The sequence below is a fragment of the Lentzea sp. NPDC042327 genome, from assembly GCF_040647275.1.
Taxonomy (GTDB): Bacteria; Actinomycetota; Actinomycetes; order Mycobacteriales; family Pseudonocardiaceae; genus Lentzea.
Genome location: NZ_JBEZBX010000031.1, coordinates 1 through 20,939, shown reverse-complemented (window position 1 = coordinate 20,939; position 20,939 = coordinate 1). Strand labels below are relative to the sequence as shown.

General features: G+C 72.6%; 14 protein-coding genes. 5 read left to right on the top strand and 9 right to left on the bottom strand.

Annotation, left to right across the window (positions count from 1 at the left end; genetic code table 11):
* Position 1: 1 nt before the first annotated feature.
* The 5 genes from AB0A63_RS39535 to AB0A63_RS39515 form a co-directional block, all read right to left on the bottom strand.
* A complete protein-coding gene (locus AB0A63_RS39535) occupies positions 2–6,169 on the bottom strand; it encodes an Ig-like domain-containing protein (RefSeq protein WP_360401609.1) in 6,168 nt (2,055 codons plus the stop codon).
* A 105-nt stretch (positions 6,170–6,274) separates the two neighbouring features.
* Complete coding sequence (locus AB0A63_RS39530; RefSeq protein WP_360401606.1) at positions 6,275–7,756, bottom strand: protein kinase; 1,482 nt, start codon at positions 7,754–7,756, stop codon at positions 6,275–6,277.
* Positions 7,753–8,910 (bottom strand): FHA domain-containing protein, encoded by a 1,158-nt coding sequence (locus AB0A63_RS39525; protein WP_360401603.1) that lies wholly within the window; start codon positions 8,908–8,910, stop codon positions 7,753–7,755. The genes AB0A63_RS39530 and AB0A63_RS39525 overlap by 4 nt, the downstream gene beginning before the upstream one ends.
* The gene (locus tag AB0A63_RS39520; RefSeq protein ID WP_360401600.1) at positions 8,907–9,647 is read right to left on the bottom strand and encodes a protein phosphatase 2C domain-containing protein; all 741 of its coding nucleotides are present in this window, start codon (positions 9,645–9,647) and stop codon (positions 8,907–8,909) included. Before AB0A63_RS39520 ends, AB0A63_RS39525 begins: the two co-directional genes overlap by 4 nt.
* Positions 9,644–9,895 (bottom strand): hypothetical protein, encoded by a 252-nt coding sequence (locus tag AB0A63_RS39515; RefSeq protein ID WP_360401597.1) that lies wholly within the window; start codon positions 9,893–9,895, stop codon positions 9,644–9,646. Before AB0A63_RS39515 ends, AB0A63_RS39520 begins: the two co-directional genes overlap by 4 nt.
* A gap of 206 nt (positions 9,896–10,101) precedes the next feature.
* Between AB0A63_RS39515 and AB0A63_RS39510 the strand changes: the two genes are divergently transcribed.
* On the top strand, positions 10,102–10,782 hold the full coding sequence (locus AB0A63_RS39510) for a class I SAM-dependent methyltransferase (RefSeq protein WP_360401594.1): 681 nt from the start codon (positions 10,102–10,104) through the stop codon (positions 10,780–10,782).
* Here the strand turns inward: AB0A63_RS39510 and AB0A63_RS39505 are convergent.
* The 4 genes from AB0A63_RS39505 to AB0A63_RS39490 all read right to left on the bottom strand — a co-directional run bounded on the left by AB0A63_RS39505 (position 10,770) and on the right by AB0A63_RS39490 (position 16,293).
* Positions 10,770–12,971: a cellulose binding domain-containing protein gene (locus AB0A63_RS39505; protein WP_360401591.1), complete on the bottom strand. Its 2,202-nt coding sequence runs from the start codon at positions 12,969–12,971 to the stop codon at positions 10,770–10,772. The two genes, AB0A63_RS39510 and AB0A63_RS39505, sit on opposite strands and share 13 nt — an antisense overlap.
* A gap of 158 nt (positions 12,972–13,129) precedes the next feature.
* Positions 13,130–14,350 carry a PHB depolymerase family esterase gene (locus AB0A63_RS39500; RefSeq protein ID WP_360401588.1) on the bottom strand — a complete coding sequence of 407 codons (1,221 nt, stop codon included), beginning with the start codon at positions 14,348–14,350 and terminating at the stop codon, positions 13,130–13,132.
* A gap of 138 nt (positions 14,351–14,488) precedes the next feature.
* Positions 14,489–15,307, bottom strand: a complete 819-nt coding sequence (locus AB0A63_RS39495) for an alpha/beta hydrolase (protein ID WP_360401585.1) — start codon at positions 15,305–15,307, stop codon at positions 14,489–14,491.
* Complete coding sequence (locus AB0A63_RS39490; protein ID WP_360401582.1) at positions 15,304–16,293, bottom strand: hypothetical protein; 990 nt, start codon at positions 16,291–16,293, stop codon at positions 15,304–15,306. The genes AB0A63_RS39495 and AB0A63_RS39490 overlap by 4 nt, the downstream gene beginning before the upstream one ends.
* Positions 16,294–16,358: 65 nt before the next feature.
* On the opposite strand from AB0A63_RS39490, the gene AB0A63_RS39485 reads away from it, so the two are divergent.
* The 4 genes from AB0A63_RS39485 (at position 16,359) to AB0A63_RS39470 (ending at position 20,849) form a co-directional block, all read left to right on the top strand.
* Positions 16,359–16,832: a (2Fe-2S)-binding protein gene (locus tag AB0A63_RS39485; RefSeq protein WP_360401579.1), complete on the top strand. Its 474-nt coding sequence runs from the start codon at positions 16,359–16,361 to the stop codon at positions 16,830–16,832.
* Positions 16,829–18,874 carry a molybdopterin cofactor-binding domain-containing protein gene (locus AB0A63_RS39480; protein ID WP_360401576.1) on the top strand — a complete coding sequence of 682 codons (2,046 nt, stop codon included), beginning with the start codon at positions 16,829–16,831 and terminating at the stop codon, positions 18,872–18,874. Before AB0A63_RS39485 ends, AB0A63_RS39480 begins: the two co-directional genes overlap by 4 nt.
* 26 nt (positions 18,875–18,900) lie before the next feature.
* Positions 18,901–19,377, top strand: a complete 477-nt coding sequence (locus tag AB0A63_RS39475; protein ID WP_360401573.1) for a MarR family winged helix-turn-helix transcriptional regulator — start codon at positions 18,901–18,903, stop codon at positions 19,375–19,377.
* A gap of 107 nt (positions 19,378–19,484) precedes the next feature.
* Positions 19,485–20,849, top strand: coding sequence for an alpha-amylase family protein (locus AB0A63_RS39470; RefSeq protein WP_360401570.1), 1,365 nt, complete (start codon positions 19,485–19,487; stop codon positions 20,847–20,849).
* Positions 20,850–20,939 lie beyond the last annotated feature (90 nt).

Genomic DNA, 20,939 nt, shown 5'->3' with positions numbered 1-20,939 from the left:
TTCACCAACGGAATGATCCCTGGACGCCACCACAGGTCACGTAGACCTGTTCGCCCGGATATCCGTAGTAGTTCCTCGTCTGCCGGCGCTCGTTGGGGCCGAAGTTCTCGTTCACGAATCCGACCGGGCCGTGGTCGCTGTTGAACGTGCACGTCACGCTGCTGCTGAAATTCGCGGTCTGCACGACGACGTACGCACACGCCGAAGAAGTGCAGACACCTGATCCGTTGCACCCGCCCGCACCGCAGGCGGCTCCCTTCGACACCGTCACGGTGGGTGGCGGCGGAGGCGGTGGGGTGGCCTGCTGCCGGGACTGGCTCAGCGTCGGCCGGCCCGCGTCGGACACCGTCGCCGTCACGGTCACGTTCTGCGAGTAGCCGACGTCCTGGCTGCCCGACCAGCTCCACCCGCCGACACCGGTGGTGAAGGTCTGGTCGAAGCCGCGGCTCGTCGTCACGCGCACGGTCGCGGGCTTGCCGTTCGGGTTCACCGAGACGGAGAAGTTGATGACCGTGTTGTTGTTCGAGGTGTTGAGCGCGAGGTCGCGCATCGGCCCGTAGGTGGTCACGCCCGCGGTGGCCGCGCTGTTGCACGGGTTGCCCGCGTACGCACCGCCACCACTGCCGTTACACGCCTGGAGGCTGATCGTGACCGGCTGCCCGTTCGGCAGTCCGTTGATCGTCTGCGTCGCGCCGGCCTGCCCGCCGACCGGGTAGGTCCAGGTGCCGCACGAGCCGCCGAACCAGGTGCAGCTCACGGTGTTCGACCTGCCGTGCGAGGCGCCGACGTCGAACCGCAGCGCCGCCTGCCCGTCCACGCCGGTGGGTGCCGCGGTGAACCCGGTGATCGGGTCCGGGGTCGCGGTCGCCTCCATCTGCGCGGGCGCGCTGGCCGGCGAGGTGTGCCCGGCCGGTTCGGCCTCGGCGGCGGCGTTCGCGGCGACGACGGTGTAGCTGTAGATCGTGCCGTCGTTCTGCAGGCCGTCGTCCAGGCACGTGGTGGCGGTGACCTTCGAGCACACCGTCTTGGTGCCGCCGCCGGTGCGGGTCAGCGTGTAGGTCGTGGGGCCGGGGCCGTTCGCACCGACCGCGCCCCACGACACGGTGACCGCGCGGGTCTGGGCGTTCGCGGCGTTCGTCGCGGTGAACGCCGGCGCCGCCGGGGCGTCCGGGGCACCGGCCGACTGGCCCTCGACGGTGACCGCGGGGCCGGGGCCCTGCGAGTTGACCGCGATCACCGTGAACACGGTCTGCGCGTCGTTGTCGAGGCCGGTGGCCGTCACGCTCGTCGCACCGCCGGGTGCCGTCGTGCGGCCACCGCCGGACCAGCTGATCTCGTGCCGCAGCACGGGCGTGCCCTCGTTGGCGGCCGCGGCCCAGCTCAGCTTCAGCGTGCCGTCCCGCGGCTCGGACGTGCTGAGCCCGGTGACGGCGCCGGGCACCGTGTTCGGCTGGGCCGGCGCGGACGAGCCGCTCGGCTTGCCCCACCCGACGAGGTTGTGCGCCCGGACGGTGAACGTGTACTCCGTGCCGTTGGACAACCCGGTGATCGTGCACGGCGACGCCGGGCACACCTGCTTGCCGCGGCCGTGGTCGACCTCGTAGGAGTCGATCGGCGCGCCGTTGCCCGAGGGCGTGCTCCACGACAGTTCGACGACCTTGCTCAGCACCGTGCGACCGGTCACCGGGGTGCCGGGAGCGTCGGGCACGCCGAGCACGTTCAGCCTGATCCGGCCGGTGACCCTGCGGTCCTCCCGGCCGGTGTCGGCCACGTCGGTCACGACGACGTTGAACTCCATTGCGCCGTGCGCGTCGCCGTTCGGGGTGATGCGCACGGTCGAGCCCTCGTTGCTCACGTTCGCCCCGGCACCGTTGACCTGGGTGACCGCGACGACGGAGATCTTCGGATCGCGCAGCTGCGAGCGCACGTAGGAGACGAGGTCGACGGTCGCCGTGTCGCCCGCCTTCACGCCGTCCACCGTCACCGGTGCGATGGCGGGCGGCAGTGCGGCGGCGACCTCCACCACGAGCTTGCCCTTCGGCCCGTCGCCCGCGCCGACCTCGATCGTGCCGGTCGAGCCCGGCTTCGCGCCGCCGGCCGCGGTGACGGTCAGCGTGCGTTCGCCGGAACCCTCCAGCGACACGCCGTCCGGCTGTTCGAGCCAGCTCGCCCGGTACCGGACGTCCCCGAGCCTCGACCGGTCGGCGACCCACACGTGGCACACGGACGTGACGTCGACCTTCACCGGAAGGCCTCCCTCGACGACCGCGAGCGCCGAGGACGGGCACCGCAGCACCGGCGTGTCGGGGCCGACCTGCACCGGCACCGTGATCAGGGCGAACTTGCCCTCGGGGTCGGTGAGCGAGCTGCCGTCGGTGACCTGGAACGTGACCGCGGCCGGTCCGGTGTAGCCGTCGCGCGCGGTGAGGACGAGCCCGGTGTCGCCCTCGTTGCGCACCGCCAGCCCGGTCGAGGGCGCGGCGGTGACCCGGTCGACCGTCGTGAGCTTGGGCTGCTTGCCCGACGGGACCTCGACGTAGTCCTCGACCTGCACGGTCACGGAACCGTCCGCGGGCACGGAGATCAGCTTGTCCGGGATGGCGCGCGGGGCGCCGGTGCCCTTCGACGGCACGTGGACCAGCCCCGCCGCCGTGGCTCCGGAAGCGTCCCTGACCTCGTAGACGAGGGTGCGCGGGTGGTCGCCGACCGGCACGGTCGCCTTGAGCCCGGAGACCTCGGCCCGCTCGTGGAAGACCTTGGTGACCTCCAGCTCGCCGGCCGGCCCGTCGGGGTCGGCGACCGCGCCGGCGAGGTCCACCTCGACCGTGCTGTCGCCCTTGCTCACCAGCGGGAACAGCTCGCCGGCGACCGGCGGGACCTGGAAGCCCTCCCGGCTGCGGACGGTGAGCGTGGCGACCGAGGGCTGGCCGAGTCCGTTGGTGACGGCGTAGGCGATCACCAGCGGCTTGCCGGTGAGGTCCGGCGCGGTCAGCTCGATGCGGCCGTCGGTGGCCTTCACGTCACCGGGCAGCGACGGGTTGCGCGCCTCCAGCGGTTCGACGGTCACCGTGTCGCCGGGTGCCCGCACGTCGTTGGCGAGCACGTCGACGGCCAGGCGCGCACCGGGTGCGGCGGTCACGACGTCGTCCACCGCGACCGGTGGCTGCGGGTCTCCCGGCGGCACCACGGCGACGCGGACCAGCGACTCGCCGGTGCGGCCGTAGGAGTCGGTGACGACGAACCCGAACGTGTCGGTCCCGTTCGAGGTCGGGAACGCCTCGTAGGTCAGCGAGGTGCCGGCGATCCCGACGACGCGGCCGATCGCCGGTGCGGACGCGATGCCGGTGACCGCGACCGAGTCGCCGTCGGGGTCAGCACCGCTCGACGGCACGGTGACCGTCACCCGGTCGCCGGCGACGACCCGCACCTCGACGGGTTCCGGTGCCGGCGGCTGGTTCGGGTTGGCGGGCGTCGGCGCCGGGTTCACGGTCACGTGCGCGTGGCCGACGGCCTGGTCGCCGTCCGGGTTCTGCACCACGTAGGAGACGTCGGCGACGAACGGGGTGTCGAGCCGGTCCGGTGCCACGTAGCGGACCACGTCGCCCGCGACGTAAGCGGTGCCCGCGTCCTGGCGGCCGTCCCGCGTGGTGACGGTCAGGCGCCCGGTGCCCGGCGCGCCCTGCACGTTGGACTGCAGCGTCAGCGGGGCACCGGCCGGTGAGATGTCGTTGTCCAGCACCGGGATCGTCGCCGAGTCACCGGCGCGGGCCGCCGCCCGGTCGTCCTTGGGCACCGGGGTGTCGTCCGCGGGCGGCGGCAGCTGGGTGACGGTGACCTCGCCGGTCACCGGGCCGGTCACGCCGTCGGTCACGGTGTAGCGCACGACCTGCGGGTTGCGGTCGAGGGTGGGCGCGGTCGCGTTGATCCGCAGCCAGCGGCCCTTGACGACGGCGACCTCGAGCTGACCGGAGGTGCTCTCGGCGTGCTGCACGCCCAGCAGCGACCCCGCCGGGCTGAAGTCGTTGGCCAGCACGTCGGCGACGACGGGTTCCTGACCGCGCACCACCGCGTTGTCCGGCATGGCGACCGGAGGCAGCGGGGAGGCGGGTGCGGCGGCGACGTCGATGCGGATGGCGCCCTTGGCGAACGGCGCGTTGCCGAACGCCGCGGTGTAGTCCAGCGGGAAGGTGCCCGGCTTCGTCGCGGTCAGCGTGACCAGGCCGGTCTTCGTGTCGGTGGTGACCGTCGCGCCCGCGATCGGTGCCACGTCGGCGGCGAGCCGCAGCTCGGCGGCGGGGTCGACCGGGTCGGCGCCGGGCAGGTCGTTCTCCAGCGGGCGCACCAGGACCGGTGTGCCGACCTGGCCCCGTGCGACGTCCGGGCGCGCGACCGGGGGCAGGGCGGCCGGTGCGGCGGCGTCGAGCACCCGCACGCGTTCCGCTCCCGCGACGGCGTTCGCGATGCCGTCGGTGACCCGGTAGTCGACCGCCTGCTGACCGGCCTGGACCGGTGCCGCGTACTCGACGAACCCGGTGTTGGTCGTGGTCGCGACACCCGCCTTGGCCGCGGCCTCGGTCAGCACGACCGGGTCGCCGTCGAAGTCGCGCCAGTCCGCGAGCACCGGCAGCGTCAACCGGCCACCGGAGGCGACCGACCACTCGTGCGGCACGGCGCCCTTGCGCACGGCGGGCGCCTCGTTCTGCGTCGCGGTGCGCACCTGCACGGTGACGGCGGCCGTGGCGTTGAGGCCCTTGCCGTCGTCGACGGTGTACTTGAAGTGCGCGTCCTGGGCCTGCTCCGGCAGCGTCACCTCGACGGTCTGCCCGTCCGGGGCGATCGCGAGCGCCACGTCCTTGCGGTCGAGGTCGCTCACGGCCGTGACGGACAGGATGTTGCCCGCGGGGTCGGAGTCGTTGTCGAGCACGTGCAGCACCGTGGTGCGGCCGGGCCGTGCGCCGAGGGTGTCGTCGGAGGCCTTCGGCGGCTTGTCCTTGGCGGACTCGGTGGTGTTCTCGTTCTTGTCCTTGTCGCTGGGGTTCTGCTGGGGCGGCGGCTTCACCGCCTGCCAGTCGTCGACCTTGCGCTGGGTGCTCAGGTCCCACACCGCGCCGGTCGCGACGTCGTTCAGCACGATCGCCTTGCGGTTCACCCGGAACACCGGCTGCACCAGCGCCTTCGCGTCCCGGATGTTGCCCGGTGCGGCCTTCTGGCCGCCGCAGGAGCGGAAGTAGCCGCCGGACGCGCCGGCCCACGCGGCGTGCACGCAGTCGCCGAGCCGCACCGGTTCGGCCGGGGCACCGTCCACGCCCTCGTGCAGCACCACCGCGCCGTCGCCGTCCAGGTCGAACGCCGTCAGCTCGGTCCGGCCGGCCACGACGACCGCGGCCGCCTCCGGCCCGGCGTGCTGCAGCACGGACTCGCGCCCGGCCCGCGCGGTGCGGCCGCCGGGCAGGAAGAGGGTGCCGGACTCCGCGTCGAGCACGACGGCGTCGGGGCCGACGGCGGTGATCGCCGGTGCCTTGAGGGCGGTGGGGAGCTTGCCGTACTCGGGTTCGCCGAAGCCGGTCCCGGCCGGGGTCACCCGCACCGTGCGGCCGTTGGCGGACACGGCGTGCACCGCACCGTCCAGCCCGACCGCCAGCGCGGCGGTGTCGGCGGCGTCCAGGCCGGCGAGCGGCGGGGTCTCCTGGCTCACCTGGTCGAGCGCGCTCACGCCGGCGGCGACGTCGACTCGGGTCGCCCAGACCTTGCCCGCGGCGGGGTCGAGCACGGCGAGCGTGCCCCCCGCGAGCGCCACCTGGCCGCCGCTGGGCAACGCCAGCCCGTGGTCACCCAGCGTCACCGAGCGGGCGACGTCGACCGGGTACAGCTTGCCGCCTGCCCGGTCCCGCGCGACCACCGCGGAGGCGTCCTGGACGACGTCTAGCTGATAGCTCTGCCGTGCCCCGCCGGGCGGGTTGAACGCGGCGTCGAGCGCTCCGACCGGTTTGTTGAGCCGGCCGAACAAACCGTCGCGGTCACTGGTGACCCAGACACCGCCGTCGTCGAGGTCGACCTGGCGGACCGGATTTCCGGTGGACGTGAACGCGTAGGCAACGAGTGAGGCGGCCGCGAGAACGAGCACCGTTCCGGACGCGAGCGTGGTCCGGTGCTTTCGGAAGAATCCCACTGTTCCCCTCGTTTGCGGTCGCGGCGCTCCCCGGCGGTTCCGTCAACCGCCTGTCGGGCCGATCCCTGAATCCGTTGCAGCTTTCACCCGAATGCGGGCGGAGAATTATCCGCAGCTCTCCTGCGACCAGTCGGCGGTCGCGTTGCTGCCGTCCGCGCGCACGACTTTCACCTGGAGGCACACGGGGTTCGCGCCCTCGACGACCACCTTCGGCGCCTTCTCCACACCGGTGCGGGCACCGTCGGACGTGCGCCAGGAGAACGTGTCCGTGGCCTGCTGGGCCGAGTAGCTCCACTCGAACCGGACTGTTCCCGCGTCCACGCGCATCGCGGTGATCACCGGACGGCCCGGCGGGGCGCTGCCCGCCCCCGCGTTCTGGTCGGGGACGTCGTCGACGACGGTGGCCGGCGCCGGTCCGGTCGCGGGTTCCTCCCCGCCGGACAACAGGAACACGCCCACACCGATGATCGCGACCGCCGCGGCGGCACCGGCGGCGTAGAGCGGCCAGCGCACCCGTTCCACGTGCTCCGCCGGTGTCGGCCGCGGTGCGGAGGCGGGCTCGCGGACGATCGTCGCCGGCTGCGGGTTTCCCTGCCGCACCAGGGTGTGCGGGGCGCGGGGCGCCGTCGGCGGCACCCGTTGCCGGGTCGGCGGCGCGGTGCGCGGAGCAGGCGGCGCGAACGACGGGACGCCGGCCGTGCGCACCGGGTGCCGCTCCGGCACGGTGCCGGGCATCAGCACCAGTTCGGTCCGGCCGAACCGGTACGTCACCTGGATCCGCTGCAGCTCGGCGGCGAAGTCGAGCAGGGAACCCGGCCGTGCCGCCGGGTCCTGGTCCATGGCGCGCAACAACAACCGCCGGAGCTCGTCGGGTGCGGCCAGCTGGTCCGGCCGCCACCCGCTCACGATCCGGTGCTGGACCGCCTCGACCGAGTGGTCGGTGCCGAGCGGCATGAACGGCGACCGTCCCACGAGGAGGTGCCACAGCGTCGCGGCGAACGAGAACACCTCGGTGCGCACGCCGTACCTCGCCACGGCGTCCACGCCGAACAGCTCGGGCGCCGACCACGGCGGCGACAGCGCCACCTGCGTCTCCCGGCCGCGGTCCGCGAGCCGGCCCGCGATGCCGAAGTCGGTCAGGCACGCGTCGCCGGACTCGTTCATGAGCACGTTGGCCGGCTTGATGTCGCGGTGCAGCATCCCGCGCCCGTGCGCCGTCTCCAGCGCGCCCGCGATCTGCACCCCGATGTCGAGGACCTGCTTGACCGACAACGGCATCCGGCTCGCCATCTTCGCCAGGTCGCCGCCGGGGCAGTACTCCATCACCAGGTACGGGCGTCCGTCCACAGCGGTGCCGGTGCCGTACACCGTGACGACGTTGCGGTGCTTGCGCAGCTTCGCCATCGACTCGCCCTCGGCGAGGAACCGCTCGCGCACCTCGTCGGACAGGCCGGTCGTCTGCGGCACCTTGACCGCGACGTCGTCCTTGAGCTTGCCGTCGTAGTAGCGGTGCACCGTCGCGAAGCCGCCCGCACCGATGTCACCGCGGTACTCGAAGTCCGGGATCGCCGGTGGTCCCAGCGTCATCCGCCCACCTCGAACGTGAAGAAGACCTGCTCGCTCAGCGACACCCTGGTCCCGGGGGTGAGGAACTGCTCGATGTGCGGGGCCAGCTGCTCCGGCGGGCAGCCGGGGCGGGAGATCGTGGTGCCGTTGGTGGAACCGAGGTCGCGCACCAGCACGTCCCAGCCCTCCAGCCGCACCTCGACGTGGGTCCGCGAGATCTCCGCGTCGGTCTCGCTGCCGACCTGCACGAGGTTCGCGTGCCTGCGGTCACCACCGGGGTCGCGGCCCACCACCACGTCCCGGTCGAGCGCGATCGTGTCGCCGGTGGACATCCGCAGCAGGCCCAGCACGGGCCTGTCCAGCACGATGGCGACCTGGTCGGGCAGCAGGACCTCGCACACCCGGCAGTGCACCGCGTAGTCCGAGCTGAGGTGTCCCGACGGGCACCGCCGCGCCCGCACCCGGTGGTTCCCCGCGTGCAGCATCCGGGTGTCGCCGGGGGACGTGGCGTTCGTGCGCAGCACCGTGTGCGTCACCGGCTCGGCGGGTGGCGCCGCGGCGACCCGGGGCGCCCAGTCGAACGACTGGATCACGCCACCGGTCCGGGCGAGCGCGGGCCGGGGCACCGGCGGTGGTGCGACGTGGTCGCGGACGACGGGCAGGTCGACCGGTTCTTCCTGGCGCACAACGGTGTGCTCGACGACCTCGGTCTGCGGGGCCGGTTGCGGCGGCAGGGCTGCGGCGACGTCGGACAGCGTCACGACGAGCTCACCCGCGAGGACCACGCCCCCGCGCAACGGCAGCGCGGTGCCTCCCGGACCGGCGGTGACCCGCAGCAGGGCCACGTCGTCCAGGCCGCGGTCCACCCACGTCGCGACACCGGCCGCGGTGATCTCCTCGACGGCACCGGACCTGGTGACGGCCTGCAGCTGGACCTCGCCGCGCACCACGGCGCGCTGTTCGGTCGCGGTCACGCGGACGAGCGCGAACCCGCTCACCGCGCGGAACCCCTCGTGCACGATCGCGGCGAGCACCTCGTCCAGCGGCTCGTCCGCGCGCACCAGCTCCCAGCAGCGGCGGACCAGGTCGGAGCCGGGTGCCACGGACAGCAGGAGCCACGTCCGCTCCCCCACCACGGCGGTCCACGTGCCCGGCACGTACTCGACAGCGGTCATCGCGGACCCCGCGGTGCCGTGTCGCAGCTGGACGCGACCGCCTCGGTGTAGTCGACCACCAGCGCGGTGACGTTGTCGCGGGCCCCGGCGGCGACGGCGCGGTCGACGAGGTCCGCCGCGGCACCGGCCGCGTCGGCGTGCAGCCGCAGCACCTCGTCCAGCTCGTCGTCCGCGAGCTCGCCGGTCAGCCCGTCCGTGCAGATCAGGAACCGCTCACCGGCCCGCGGCGGGAACACCCACAGGTCCGGGTCACCGGCGCCGGTGCTGCCGAGCACCCTGGTGACGACGTGCCGACGGGGGTAGGTCCTGACCTCGTCCGCGGTCAGCACCCCGGCCGCCACGAGCTCCTGCGCCTCGGAGTGGTCGACGGTGAGCTGCGTCAGCCCCGCGCCGTCGAGGCGGTAGACCCGCGAGTCGCCGACGTTGAACACGACCCAGTGCGGCTGCCCGGAGAACGCGACCAGCGCGAGCCCCGCGACCGTCGTCATCCCGCCGTGCTCGGCCTCCACCAGCGACCGGCCGGCGGCGGCCAGCGTCGCCCGCACGTCCTCCACCCCCGGCAGCTCCAGCCCGTCGAGCTCCCGCAGCCGCGCGACCACGAGCCCGCTCGCGACCTCGCCGGCCGCGTGCCCGCCGACCCCGTCGGCCACGGCGAACACCTGCCTGCCCGCGACGGCGTCGTCCTCGTTGACCGTCCGCACCACGCCGGGGTGCGTGGTCAGCCCCGTCCGGATCACCGTGCTCCCACCACGTCCGGGAACAGCTCGCCGACGCGGGCGCACGCCTCGCCGGGACTGACCGGGGTACTCCTGCCGGGGTCGTCCTCGGAGTCCGAGAGGTACCAGGCCCCCGCGGCGTCGTGGCCGCGCCAGGGCGAACCGAGGAGCACGACCGCGAGCTCGGAGCGGACGCCGTCCACCCGGTCGGCGCACGCGAGCAGCGTCGACGCCAACCGGTCGAGCCGGTCCGGATCGGACCCGATCACCGCGCACACCCGCATTTCCTCCGCTCACCCGTTCGGACCTCTCGTCGTTCGGCGCACGCTCGGCGTTAGCTGAAATTTGGGGACAAAAAGTGGTCAGCGGAAGGCGAAACGTTCCGGCCGCGAGAAGCGATGGAGTTCGACCGACCAAGGCACGGGCGCGGAAATCGACACTCCCGGCGTCGTGTCCGGTTTGCTAGCTTTGCCCGATGAGTCGTGTTGGTCGGCTGCTGCGCACGGGCTACTACACCGCCGGTTACGGGCGGCGGTTCCCCGGCCACGACCGCGTCGAGCGGTTCGTCCGCGACTTCGAGGCGCGGGAGGCCAAGGGGGACACGCCCCGGGAGCGAGCCGCGTGGGACGCGCAGTACGCCAGGGGCGAGTGGGACCACCTGGCGGGACTGGGCGAGCAGGCGTACTACGCGGTGATCGTCGGGTATGGGACGTTCTTCGCGCCGGGTGGCAGTGTGCTCGACGTCGGGTGCGGTGAAGGGGTGCTGCACAGCCGGTGGCTGCCGCACGGGTACGAGCGGTACGTCGGGCTCGACATCTCCGAGGTGGCCGTGCGGAGGCTGGCGCAGCGGGTGGACGAGCGCACGGAGTTCCGGGCCGCCGACGCGGACACGCACACGCCGGACGGGAAGTTCGACGTGATCGTGTTCAACGAGAGCCTGTACTACCTCACCGATCCGCTGGCGGCGCTCGAACGGTACGAGCGGGCGCTCACGCCCGACGGCGTGGTGATCGTGTCCATGTTCCTGGGCTCCCGCCGGTCCCGCGCCATCCTCGGTGCGGTCCGGCGGGAGCGCCGGGTCGTGGACTCCACGCGCACCACTCAGGGTGCGACGTCGTGGGAATGCCTTGTGCTCAAAACCCTTCAGCCCGCGTAGTGCACGTCCGGCCACGGCGGGGTGGCCATGCCGGCACCGATGTGGAAGCTCGGGTGCGGGGGCTGGTTGTAAGCCGTGTTCTGCCACGCGATGGCGACGCGGTACATCGGGTCGTGCATCAGCGTCGGGATGCGGCGGTCGGTTTGCGCCGGCGTGCTGTAGATGCGGAGCGCGCGGTTGTCGGTCGTGGGCCAGATGACCTCTTCGCGCCAGTCACCGAGGATGTCGCCGGAGAGCGACGGGGTGGACTTGGTGCCGTTGTTGGAGTGCACGTCGGCCGCGGTGAGCAGGCGGGTGTCGGCGGAGGTGCCGTACTTGTCGACGTGCGTGCCGTCGAGGAGCTCGCGGGTGGGGTCACCGTCCCACCACAGCAGGAAGTTCGCCGAGGACGGTTTGCGGCCGACGGCCTGGCCCCTGGTGTCGCGGAGCTGGCTGTCGGCGCTGGACCAGGACTCGGCACCGGGGCTGCCGGGGTGGATGTCGCCGGCGACGCCGCGGCCGTTGTCGCCGGCGGCCGGGGTCTGCCAGAGGACCTGGCCGGTGCGGGCGTCGGCGAACCAGGACGCGGGTTTGCTGGCGTCCTCGGAGACCTTGTAGTACTCGAGGCCGGGGCGGGACGGGTCGAGGTCGCCGAGGTGGGCGGCGTCGCCGTGGCCGAAGCGGGTGTTCCAGAGGCCGCGGCCGGTGTCGTCCACGACCGCCGCGCCGTAGACGATCTCGTCGCGGCCGTCGGCGTCCACGTCGCCGATGGTCAGCGAGTGGTTGCCCTGGCCCGCGTAGGCGGTGTTGCTGTTCGAGTCGAACGTCCAGCGCTTCACGAGCTGGCCGCCGCGGAAGTCCCAGGCGGCGATCACCGAACGGGTGTAGTAGCCGCGGGCCATGATGAGTGACGGGCGGGCACCGTCGAGGTAGGCGGTGCCCGCGAGGAAGCGGTCGACGCGGTTGCCGTAGCTGTCGCCCCACGAGGACACGGTGCCGCGCGGCGGGTCGTAGTTCACGGTGGACACCGCGGCACCGGTGAGGCCGTTGAACATCGTCAGGAACTCGGGGCCGCTCAGCACGTAGCCGTCGCTGTTGCGGTAGTCGGCGGAGGCGTTGCCGATGACCGTGCCGCGGCCGTCACGGGTGCCGTCCGCGGTCTTCATCGCGATCTCGGCACGGCCGTCGCCGTCGTAGTCGTACACCTGGAACTGGGTGTAGTGCGCGCCGGAACGGATGTTGCGGCCCAGGTCGATGCGCCACAACCGGGTGCCGTCGAGGCGGTAGGCGTCGATGAACGTGTTCCCGGTGACGCCGGCCTGCGAGTTGTCCTTCGCGTTGTCCGGGTACCACTTCAGGAAGATCTCGTACCGGCCGTCACCGTCGGCGTCGCCCACGCTGGCGTCGTTCGCGCTGTACCCGCCGGCCGGCGCGGAGATCGGCACGTCGAGGTAGCCCTGGGCGAACGACAGCGATGCCGGGGACGCGGGTTGCTCCACGCCGCCGGCGACCGCGCGCACGGTGTAGGACGCGCCCGCCGGGCCACCGGCGTCGAGGTAGTTCGTGGACGCCGTGACCGGTGCCGAGGTCAGCCTGGTGCCACCGCGGTACACGTGGAACCCGGTGTCGCGCGCGTCGCCGGCGAGCAGCCGCCAGCTGACCAGGTTGCCGCTGCCCGAACGGACGCTCACGACACCGCGGTCCAGCCGCTCGACCTGCTTGCGGCCGGTGGGGTCACCGGGCTCGGGTGCGGGAGTGGTGGTCGTGGTCGTCGTCGTGGTCGTCGTCGGCCCCACGCCGCCCGTGCACACCACGCCGTTCAAGGAGAACGACTCCGGCGTGCCCACCTCCGAGCCGGACACCGTGCCGTTGAACCCGAACGACGCCGTGCCACCGGTGGGCACAGCGCCGTTCCAGTCCACATCGGACGCCGTTACGCTCGCGCCGGACGCCGTGAACCGCGCGTTCCAGCCCTCGCCGTAGCGCTCGGAACCGGGGAACGTCCACGCCAGGCTCCACCCGGTCACCGGGTCGCCCAGGTTCGTGATCGTCACGTTCGCCGAGAACCCGCCCTGCCACCGGTTCTGCACCACGTAGTCGACTTTGCAGCCGGGGGCCGCCACGGCCAGTCCCGCCGCCGCGACACCCCCTGCCACCACACCGAGAGCCGCCGCCACGGCACCCACGCGCACACCAACGCTGCTGAGCACGTCTTCTCCCTCGAAGTCCGTTTTCTGGGAGCGCTCCCAGAAACCTGCCGTGCTTCATGACAGCACCGGACCGGAGAGGGGTCAAGGGCGGAAACGGGCCAACGCACCGCGCGAACGGCTTCTTTCGGTAAGCGCTTTCCACCCTTCACGGCGACGTGTCAGCACTTCACCCAGTAGTTCGGCGCGCTCTGCCGGACGCTGCTGGTGACGAACGTGTTCCACAGCCCGAGCGCCTGGTTGGAGCCCAGCGCGTAGGTCTGTCCCAGGTTCGCGTAAGCGCGGCCGGCGGTGGTGTGCGCGTAGTTGCTCGCGGTGACGCACTCCGACCCGGGTGACGTGGTGGTGGTCGTGGTCGGCGTCTGCCCGCTGGTCAGCGCCTTCACCATCGCCACGACGGCGGCCATCTGCGGACCGGACTTCAGCGGGTACGACGCGGACTGGTAGCCCCACCAGTCCCAGCACCCCCGCGGGTTGCCGGTCATCGTGGTGGCCTGCGGGTACAGCACGATCATGCGGTTGGTGTCGGCGTACTCGTTGAGGTAGCCCTTGTCCATCAACGCGTTCCCGACGAGCCCGTGGTACTGGTAGCAGCCGTGCAGGGTGACCATCAGCTTGCACGGCCCCGTTTCGCACGCCCGCGGCACGTACGCGAACCCGTCACGGCCCAGGCTGATCGCCGCCGCGTTCCCGCCGGGCGCGTACCGGCCCTGGTCGAACTGCACGAGCTTGCCGGTCAGCGACGACGCGGGCGCGGCCACCGACCCGAACAGGTGTCCGAGCATCTCGCGCACCGGGTCCGCGGTGCCGCAGTTGTTGACGTACGGCGAGGCCGTCGAGCCGCAGCTGTTCGGTCCGATCGGGCTGACCCACGCGTGCCCGGCGGCGGAGGTGTTGTCGTACGCCACCCTCGCGCCGAAATCGCGGTAGTAGGTGGCCAGGTCGTCGTTCACCGCGCGGGCGACGGTCTGGTCGGCGCTGCCGTGGAACAGCCACACCGGGTCGCCGGACAGGTTCGCGGGCGGGTCGACCGTGCCCGCCGACGCACGGGTCCTGGTCAGCTGTTCCAGCTCGGCGGGCGTCTTGCGCGGCTGGTAGGTGTCCATGCACGCGTTCAGCGCGGTGGTGAGGTTGTTCTGGGCGCAGTCGTAGGGGCCCGCGGAGAAGATGCCCGCGCCCTGGAACACCCCGGAGTAGGCCACGTGCAGCTGGTTGGCCATGAAACCGCCGGACGACAACCCGCTGACGTACGTGCCGGTGACGTCGTAGCGGGCGAGGGTGCCCGGTTGCGGCGCGGGGACCGCCGCCAGTGAGATCGACAGGGACGCGGCGGCCAGGCCGGTGGCCGCCGCGAGTGCCAGGAACACGTTCCCGAGTCGCATGTGTTCGCCTCCGTCGGTGCAGGCAGGGACATGACGACCCCAGTGAAGACCCGGCAGGACGAGCGCACCACGTGCGCGGCCACCACCTCGTGCCGCCGTCCGCCGTGGACCCGCACCATTGCCCCGGCCGGCCGGAGCTCACATGGCGGCGAGCGCAGCCACCGTGGCCGCGACGATCCGGTCCTGCGCCTGGTCCCTCGGCACCGTCGGCGTCCCGTCGCCGGGCTGGTCGCCGTAGTCGCCGAAGAACGCGTGCACGGCGCCCGGCACGACCTCGAACCGGGTGTCCGCCGGCAGCCGCCGCCGCGAGTCGGCGACGTCCTGCGGGGTGGTGAACCCGTCCCGCTCCCCCGAGATCGACCACGCCGTCAGCCCTGTCCGCCCGGACAGGTCGCCGACCGGGTACGACGCCCACAGCACCAGGCCGCGCACCGAGCTGTCGGCGAGCACGTCCCGTCCGGCGGCCACACCGCCCAGCGAGTGCCCGCCGACCGCCCACACCGGCACCTCGGGGTGGGCGGCGCGCACCGGTGCCGTGTCACCGGCCAGCAACGCCATGTTCAGCGGCTCGCGCACGACCACCACGAGGAACCCCTGTGCCGCAACGCGTTTGAGCAACGGCAGGTAGGCGCGGTAGTCGACGCGGGCACCGGGGTGGAACACCAGCCCGGCGCGCACGGCACCGTCCGGCCGCAGCACCGCGGCGTCGTCCTCCACCCGCGTGGCCGCGAACGGCTGCAGGTACACGGCGGGCGCGACCAGCACCACGGCGAGCACCACCACGAGCCACGACGGCACCTTCCGCCACAGCGCGAGCCCGCCGCCCACCACGGCCACCGCGCCGAGCAGCACCGGCTGCGCCGGGTGCCCCGCCGTCAGCGGACCCCAGCCCGCGACCAGGAGCACCAGCGGCACCACCAGGCAGGCGGTCCCGGCCAGCCGCCGCGCCCAGGTCACGACCGGACCAGCGCGGCCGCGCGGACGCCGGCCCAGATCAGCAGCGCCAGCACCCCCACCAGCAGGTACTCGATCAACGGAATCCGCACCACCTCGTCGATCCGGTCGAGCCCGCGCCACGAGTACACCGCGAGCGCCGCCACCACGAACGTCCCGCCGATCCACCAGCGGGTGCGGGCGCTCAACCCGACGCCGTGCATCTGGGTGAGCACGAAGATCGCCACGAACCCGAACAGGAACATCGGCCACACCCCGTCCGGCCCCGAGTTCATCACCGCGACCAGTGTGCCGTGGATCGCGACCATCAGTTCGAGGGTGAGCGTCCACCACCGGTTCGTGTGAGCGCGGCTGAACATCAGGCTGCTCTGCACCAGCAGCAGGAACATGTAGAAGAAGCCGATGAGGTGCCCGCTGGTCGACTCCATCGGGTGGTACCAGAAGGTGTAGATCGCGGCCCAGCTGAACAGGTAGCCGTGGTAGCGGCGGGCGAACGACACCACCTGCGCGGAGATCGGCGCCGACCAGGTGAGCACCAGGCCGCGGCGGCGGTTCTCCATCAGCAGCACCCAGACCAGCAGCAGCACGACGGAACCCTGCGAGCTGAAGATCGACACGTCCTGCGCCAGGCCGTCGTAGAACAGCTGCGTCTGCACCGCGTGCAGCGCGATGAACCCGCCGTTCGCGGCCAGCGCGATCACGTTGATCCGGTGCAGGCCGTCGGTGTAGCGCCGCACCCTGGTCTGCGCGAAGTGGATGAGCCACCACGACACCAGCTGGTGCGCCGCGTAGCCCAGCCAGGCGGACGCCCTGGTCCAGGAGGTGGGGTCGGGCAGCTTCCAGTAGTACCAGGACGCACCCCGGTCGGGCAGCAGCTCGACCCCGTGCAGCCGCTGACCCAGCAGCCACACCAGGCCCGTGAGCAGCGCACTCGCCGCCACGCCCCACACCAGCACCCCTCGGGAGGAGCGCCGCACATCGTTCAGCATGCTGAGCATTATGCACGGTTCGTCATGATATGTTCAGCGCACTGAGCAACTCGGGAGGCAGCGCGGTGGCCCGATATCTGTTGCGCGTCAACGGTGAACGGCACGAGGTCGACGTCGAGGGTGACACTCCCCTGCTGTGGGTGTTGCGTGACGAACTGGGGTTGACAGGGGTCAAGTACGGGTGCGGGGTCGGTCTGTGCGGCGCCTGCACGTCCCATGTGGACGGTGAGGCGGCACGGCCGTGCGTGCGCACGACCGCCGACAGCACGAGAACGCGGATCACCACCATCGAAGGGCTCTCCCGCGACGGCGACCACCCCGTGCAACGGGCGTGGCGCGAGCTCGACGTCGCCCAGTGCGGCTACTGCCAGCCGGGTCAGGTGATGGCCGCGGCGGCACTGCTCGCGAAGAACCCCGACCCGGACGACGCGGCGATCGAGGAGGCCTTGCGCGACAACGTCTGCCGCTGCGGCAGCTACCCGCGCATCCGCGCGGCGGTGCGCCGGGCGAGCCGGCTCATCCGCGAGGAGGACCGGTGATCAGCAGGCGGACCCTCCTGCGCGGTGCGGGAGCGGGAGCACTCGTCGTGGCGGTGCCGGTGCCGGCACTCGCGCAGGAGAGCTCCGAAGGCGCCACGGGCCTGGTGCCCACCGTCTTCGTGCGACTGGACGACAAAGGCCGGATCACGGCCACGGTGCCACGGCCGGACACGGGCCAAGGCGTACGCACGGTCGTCGCGCTGATGGTCGCCGAAGAGCTCGCGGTCGACGCCGACGACATCACGTTGGAGCAGGCGCACGGCGACACGGAACGGTTCGGCTCGCAGGCCGTGGCGAACTCGTCGTCGGTGCGCCAGCTCGCCACGCCGATCCGCACGGCCGCCGCGACCGCGCGCTGCCTGCTGGTCACGGCCGCGGCGCAGCGCTGGAAGGTGCCGGTCGCCGAGTGCACGGCGAAGGACGGCACCGTGCGCCATCCACGCCGGGGCCGGCTCGCCTACCGGGCCCTCGTCCGCGCCGCCGCCGCACTCGACCCCGCCACGGTGCCGGTCGAGCTCACGCCGCCGGAGGAGTGGCGGCTGCTGGGCAAGACCCGCGGTGGCCGCGTGGACGCCCGCGACATCGTCACCGGTCGCACCCGGTACGGCATCGACGCCCGGCCGGCCGGCGGGTTCGTCGCGGTCGTGCTGCGCCCGCCGTGGCTCGGCGCGGTGCCGGACGCGGTCGACGACACCGCGGCCCGCGCGCTGCCGGGCGTGGTCGACGTGCTGACGCTGACCGCACCCGCCGAGGGCCAGGGCGGTGTGGCGGTCGTGGCGAAGTCGACCCACCAGGCGTTGCGCGGCCGGGACGCGCTGCGGGTCACGTGGCGCGGCGGCACCCCCGCGGCGGACAGCCGCGCGTGGCTCGCCGACCTGGAGGCCGCCCTCCCCGCGCAAAGCCCGATCGACGGCGTGCAGCGCGTCTACCGGATGCCGTTGCTCGCGCACGCGCCGATGGAACCGATGAACGCCACCGCGCACGTCCGCCCGGACGGGCTGACGGTGTGGGCACCGACGCAGGACCCCGGCGGCCTCCGCACGCAGCTGGCCCGCCAGCTCGCGATCCCCGCGACGTCCGTGCGGGTGGAGGCGACGGCGTCCGGCGGCGCGTTCGGGCGGCGCATCGAACCCGACCCCGTGCTGGAGGCCGTGGCCTGCTCGCGGAAGGTGGGTGCGGCCGTGCAGGTGCTGTGGACCCGCGCCGACGACATGCGCAACGACTCCTACCGGCCGATGTCGGTGCACCGGATGACCGCGCTCGTCGGACCCGACGGCCTGCCCACCCGGCGGTCGCACGAGGTCGTGACCTGGCCGTTGACCGTCCTGCCGATGTTCGCCAACCCGGCGCTGATCAAGGCGAGCGGCGACCACTTCCCGTACACCGTGCCCGGTGACATCGCGGTCGGCGTGCGGCCGGCGCCGCTGCGGACCGGGTTCTGGCGCGCGGTCTACGCCGGGCAGTTCCTCTACGCCGAGGAGAACTTCCTCAGCGAGCTCGGCGCGCGGGCCGGTCTCGACCAGATCGCCCTGCGCAGGGCGCTGCTGCCGGCGGGGTCTCGGTTGCACCGGCTGCTCGACACCGTCGCCGAGAGGTCCCGCTGGGCGAAGCCGCCCGCACCGGGCACGGCCCGCGGTGTCGCCTGCCACGAGGACTACGGCTCGGCGATCGCGGTGGTCGCCGTGGCCGAACCGGGGTCGCGCCGGGTGCTGCGCGTGCACGCCGCGGTCGACGTCGGCGTGGCCCTGCACCCGTCCGGTGTGCGGGCACAGGTCGAGGGGTGCGTGGTCGACGCGGTGTCCACTGTGCTCGGTGCGCAGATCACCGTCCGGGAAGGACGCGTCGTGGAGTCGTCGTTCGGCGACTACCGGTGGGCGCGCATCGGGCAGACACCCGACGTCGACGTCACGATCGTGCAGTCCAACGCCCCGCTGGGCGGCTTGGGCGAGCTGGCCTACCCGCCGGCGGCCGCGGCCGTCTCCGCGGCGCTCGCGGCCGGTGGCCCGGTCACCGGCATGCCGTTCGGGACCGACGTGGGGTGATCGGGCGGGTCTGGGATGATGGGGTCGTGGCCGAGGGAGACGAGCTGGCGGTGGCGCACCGCCCGGACCAGGTGGGCGCGGACGTCGCCTCCTGGCCGACCGGCAGGCTCCTCTCGGTCGCGGCCCGCGTCGTCGAGAAGCGGTTCGACGACTTCCTCGCCGGCCGCGGCCTCACCCACGCCGGGATGATCACGCTGCACCACCTCGCCGACGGGCCGCGCTCGCAGCGCGAGCTGGCCGTGCTGTGCCGGGTCACCGACCAGACGATGAGCCGCACGATCGAGCACCTCGGCCGCGGCGGCCACGTCGTGCGCAGCCAGGACCCCACCGACCGCAGGCGCACGTCGGTGAAGATCACCCCCGCCGGTCGCCGCGCGCTGGCCGCCGCCCGCCGGGAGGAACGCGAGTCCGACGCGCTGCTCGGCGCGGTCGACGACTACGAGCACTTCCGCCGCCAGCTGATCGCCCTGATCGCGGCGGCCACTTCGACCACACAGGACTAGTCCGTACGCTTCGCGGACGAATTCGCGGAGAAAGTTCTTGCAACGCTTCCCGGTGCGCGGGTCGGCCTGGTACGACCATGGGGAACCCCTGCAACCTAGGAGACAACGTGGTTTCCTCGGCTCTTCGCGTCCTGGTCACGGCCGTGCTGGCCGTGACGCTGTTCGCACCGGCGCAAAGTTTTGCGGCACCGCCGGGCAACAGGGACGTCACCGTCACCCTGTTCCAGTGGCCGTTCGCCCGCGTGGCCTCGGAGTGCACGACCGTGCTGGGCCCCAAGGGCTACGGGTACGTGGAGGTGTCCCCCGCCACCGAGCACGTCCAGGGTCCCCAGTGGTGGACCACCTACCAGCCGGTCAGCTACCGCATCGCCGGACGACTCGGCGACGAGAACGCGTTCAGGAACATGATCTCGGCCTGCCACAGCGCGGGCGTCAAGGTCATCGCCGACGCGGTGGTCAACCACATGAGCGCGGGCTCCGGCACCGGCACCGGCGGCACCGGCTACTCGAAGTACAACTACCCCGGCGTGTACAGCGACTGGGACTTCCACTCGTGCCGCTCGCCGATCAGCAACTACCAGGACCGCTCCAACGTCCAGAACTGCGAGCTGGTCGGACTGTCCGACCTGAACACCGGCAGCGACTACGTGCGCGGCGCCATCGCCGGGTACCTCAACCGGCTCATCGCGATGGGCGTGGACGGGTTCCGCATCGACGCGGCCAAGCACATCGCGGCCGCCGACCTGTCCGCGATCAAGTCGAAGCTGACCAACCCGAACGTGTTCTGGGTGCACGAGGTCATCTACGGCGCCGGTGAGGCGGTGCAGCCGGGCGAGTACACCGGGTCCGGTGACGTGGACGAGTTCCGCTACGCCTACGACCTGAAGCGGATCTTCACCAACGAGAACCTGGCCTACCTGCGCACGTTCGGCCAGTCGTGGGGCTTCCTGCCCAGCGGCCAGGCCCGGCCGTTCGTGGACAACTGGGACACCGAGCGCAACGGGTCCACGTTGACCTACAAGGACAACTCGACCTACACACTGGCGAACGTGTTCATGCTGGCGTGGAACTACGGCGCCCCGCAGGTCTACTCCGGCTACGAGTTCAGCGACAAGGACGCGGGCCCGCCCGGTGACTGGGCCTGCTACAACGGCGGCTGGAAGTGCCAGCACGCGTGGACGCAGATCGCGAACATGGTGGCGTTCCGCAACACCGTGGCCGGCACCGACGTGAACAACTGGCAGGACAACGGGTACGACCTGATCGCGTTCGGGCGCGGCAGCAAGGGCTTCGTCGCGATCAACCGGGAGACCTTCGCGGTCACCAGGACGTTCCAGACCGCCCTGCCCGCCGGGAGCTACTGCAACGTGCAGGAGACCGGCTGCGTGCGCGTGACGGTCGACTCGAACGGCCGGTTCACCCACACCCTCGGTGCGGGCACGGCGCTCGCGCTGCACGTCGGCGCGAGGTAGGCCGGGGTGGTGGCCCCCCCCCGGCCCCCCGCCGGGCCCCCCACCCGCACCCCCCCGCACCCACACCACCCCCCCGGGGGGCCGCCCCCC

Excerpts from the sequence above, each read along its gene's own strand:
- AB0A63_RS39530 (WP_360401606.1), bottom strand. The coding sequence starts at position 7,756 with ATGACGCTGGGACCACCGGCGATCCCGGACTTCGAGTACCGCGGTGAC.
- AB0A63_RS39525 (WP_360401603.1), bottom strand. The coding sequence starts at position 8,910 with ATGACCGCTGTCGAGTACGTGCCGGGCACGTGGACCGCCGTGGTGGGG.
- AB0A63_RS39510 (WP_360401594.1), top strand. The coding sequence starts at position 10,102 with ATGAGTCGTGTTGGTCGGCTGCTGCGCACGGGCTACTACACCGCCGGT.
- AB0A63_RS39500 (WP_360401588.1), bottom strand. The coding sequence starts at position 14,350 with ATGCGACTCGGGAACGTGTTCCTGGCACTCGCGGCGGCCACCGGCCTG.
- AB0A63_RS39490 (WP_360401582.1), bottom strand. The coding sequence starts at position 16,293 with ATGCTGAACGATGTGCGGCGCTCCTCCCGAGGGGTGCTGGTGTGGGGC.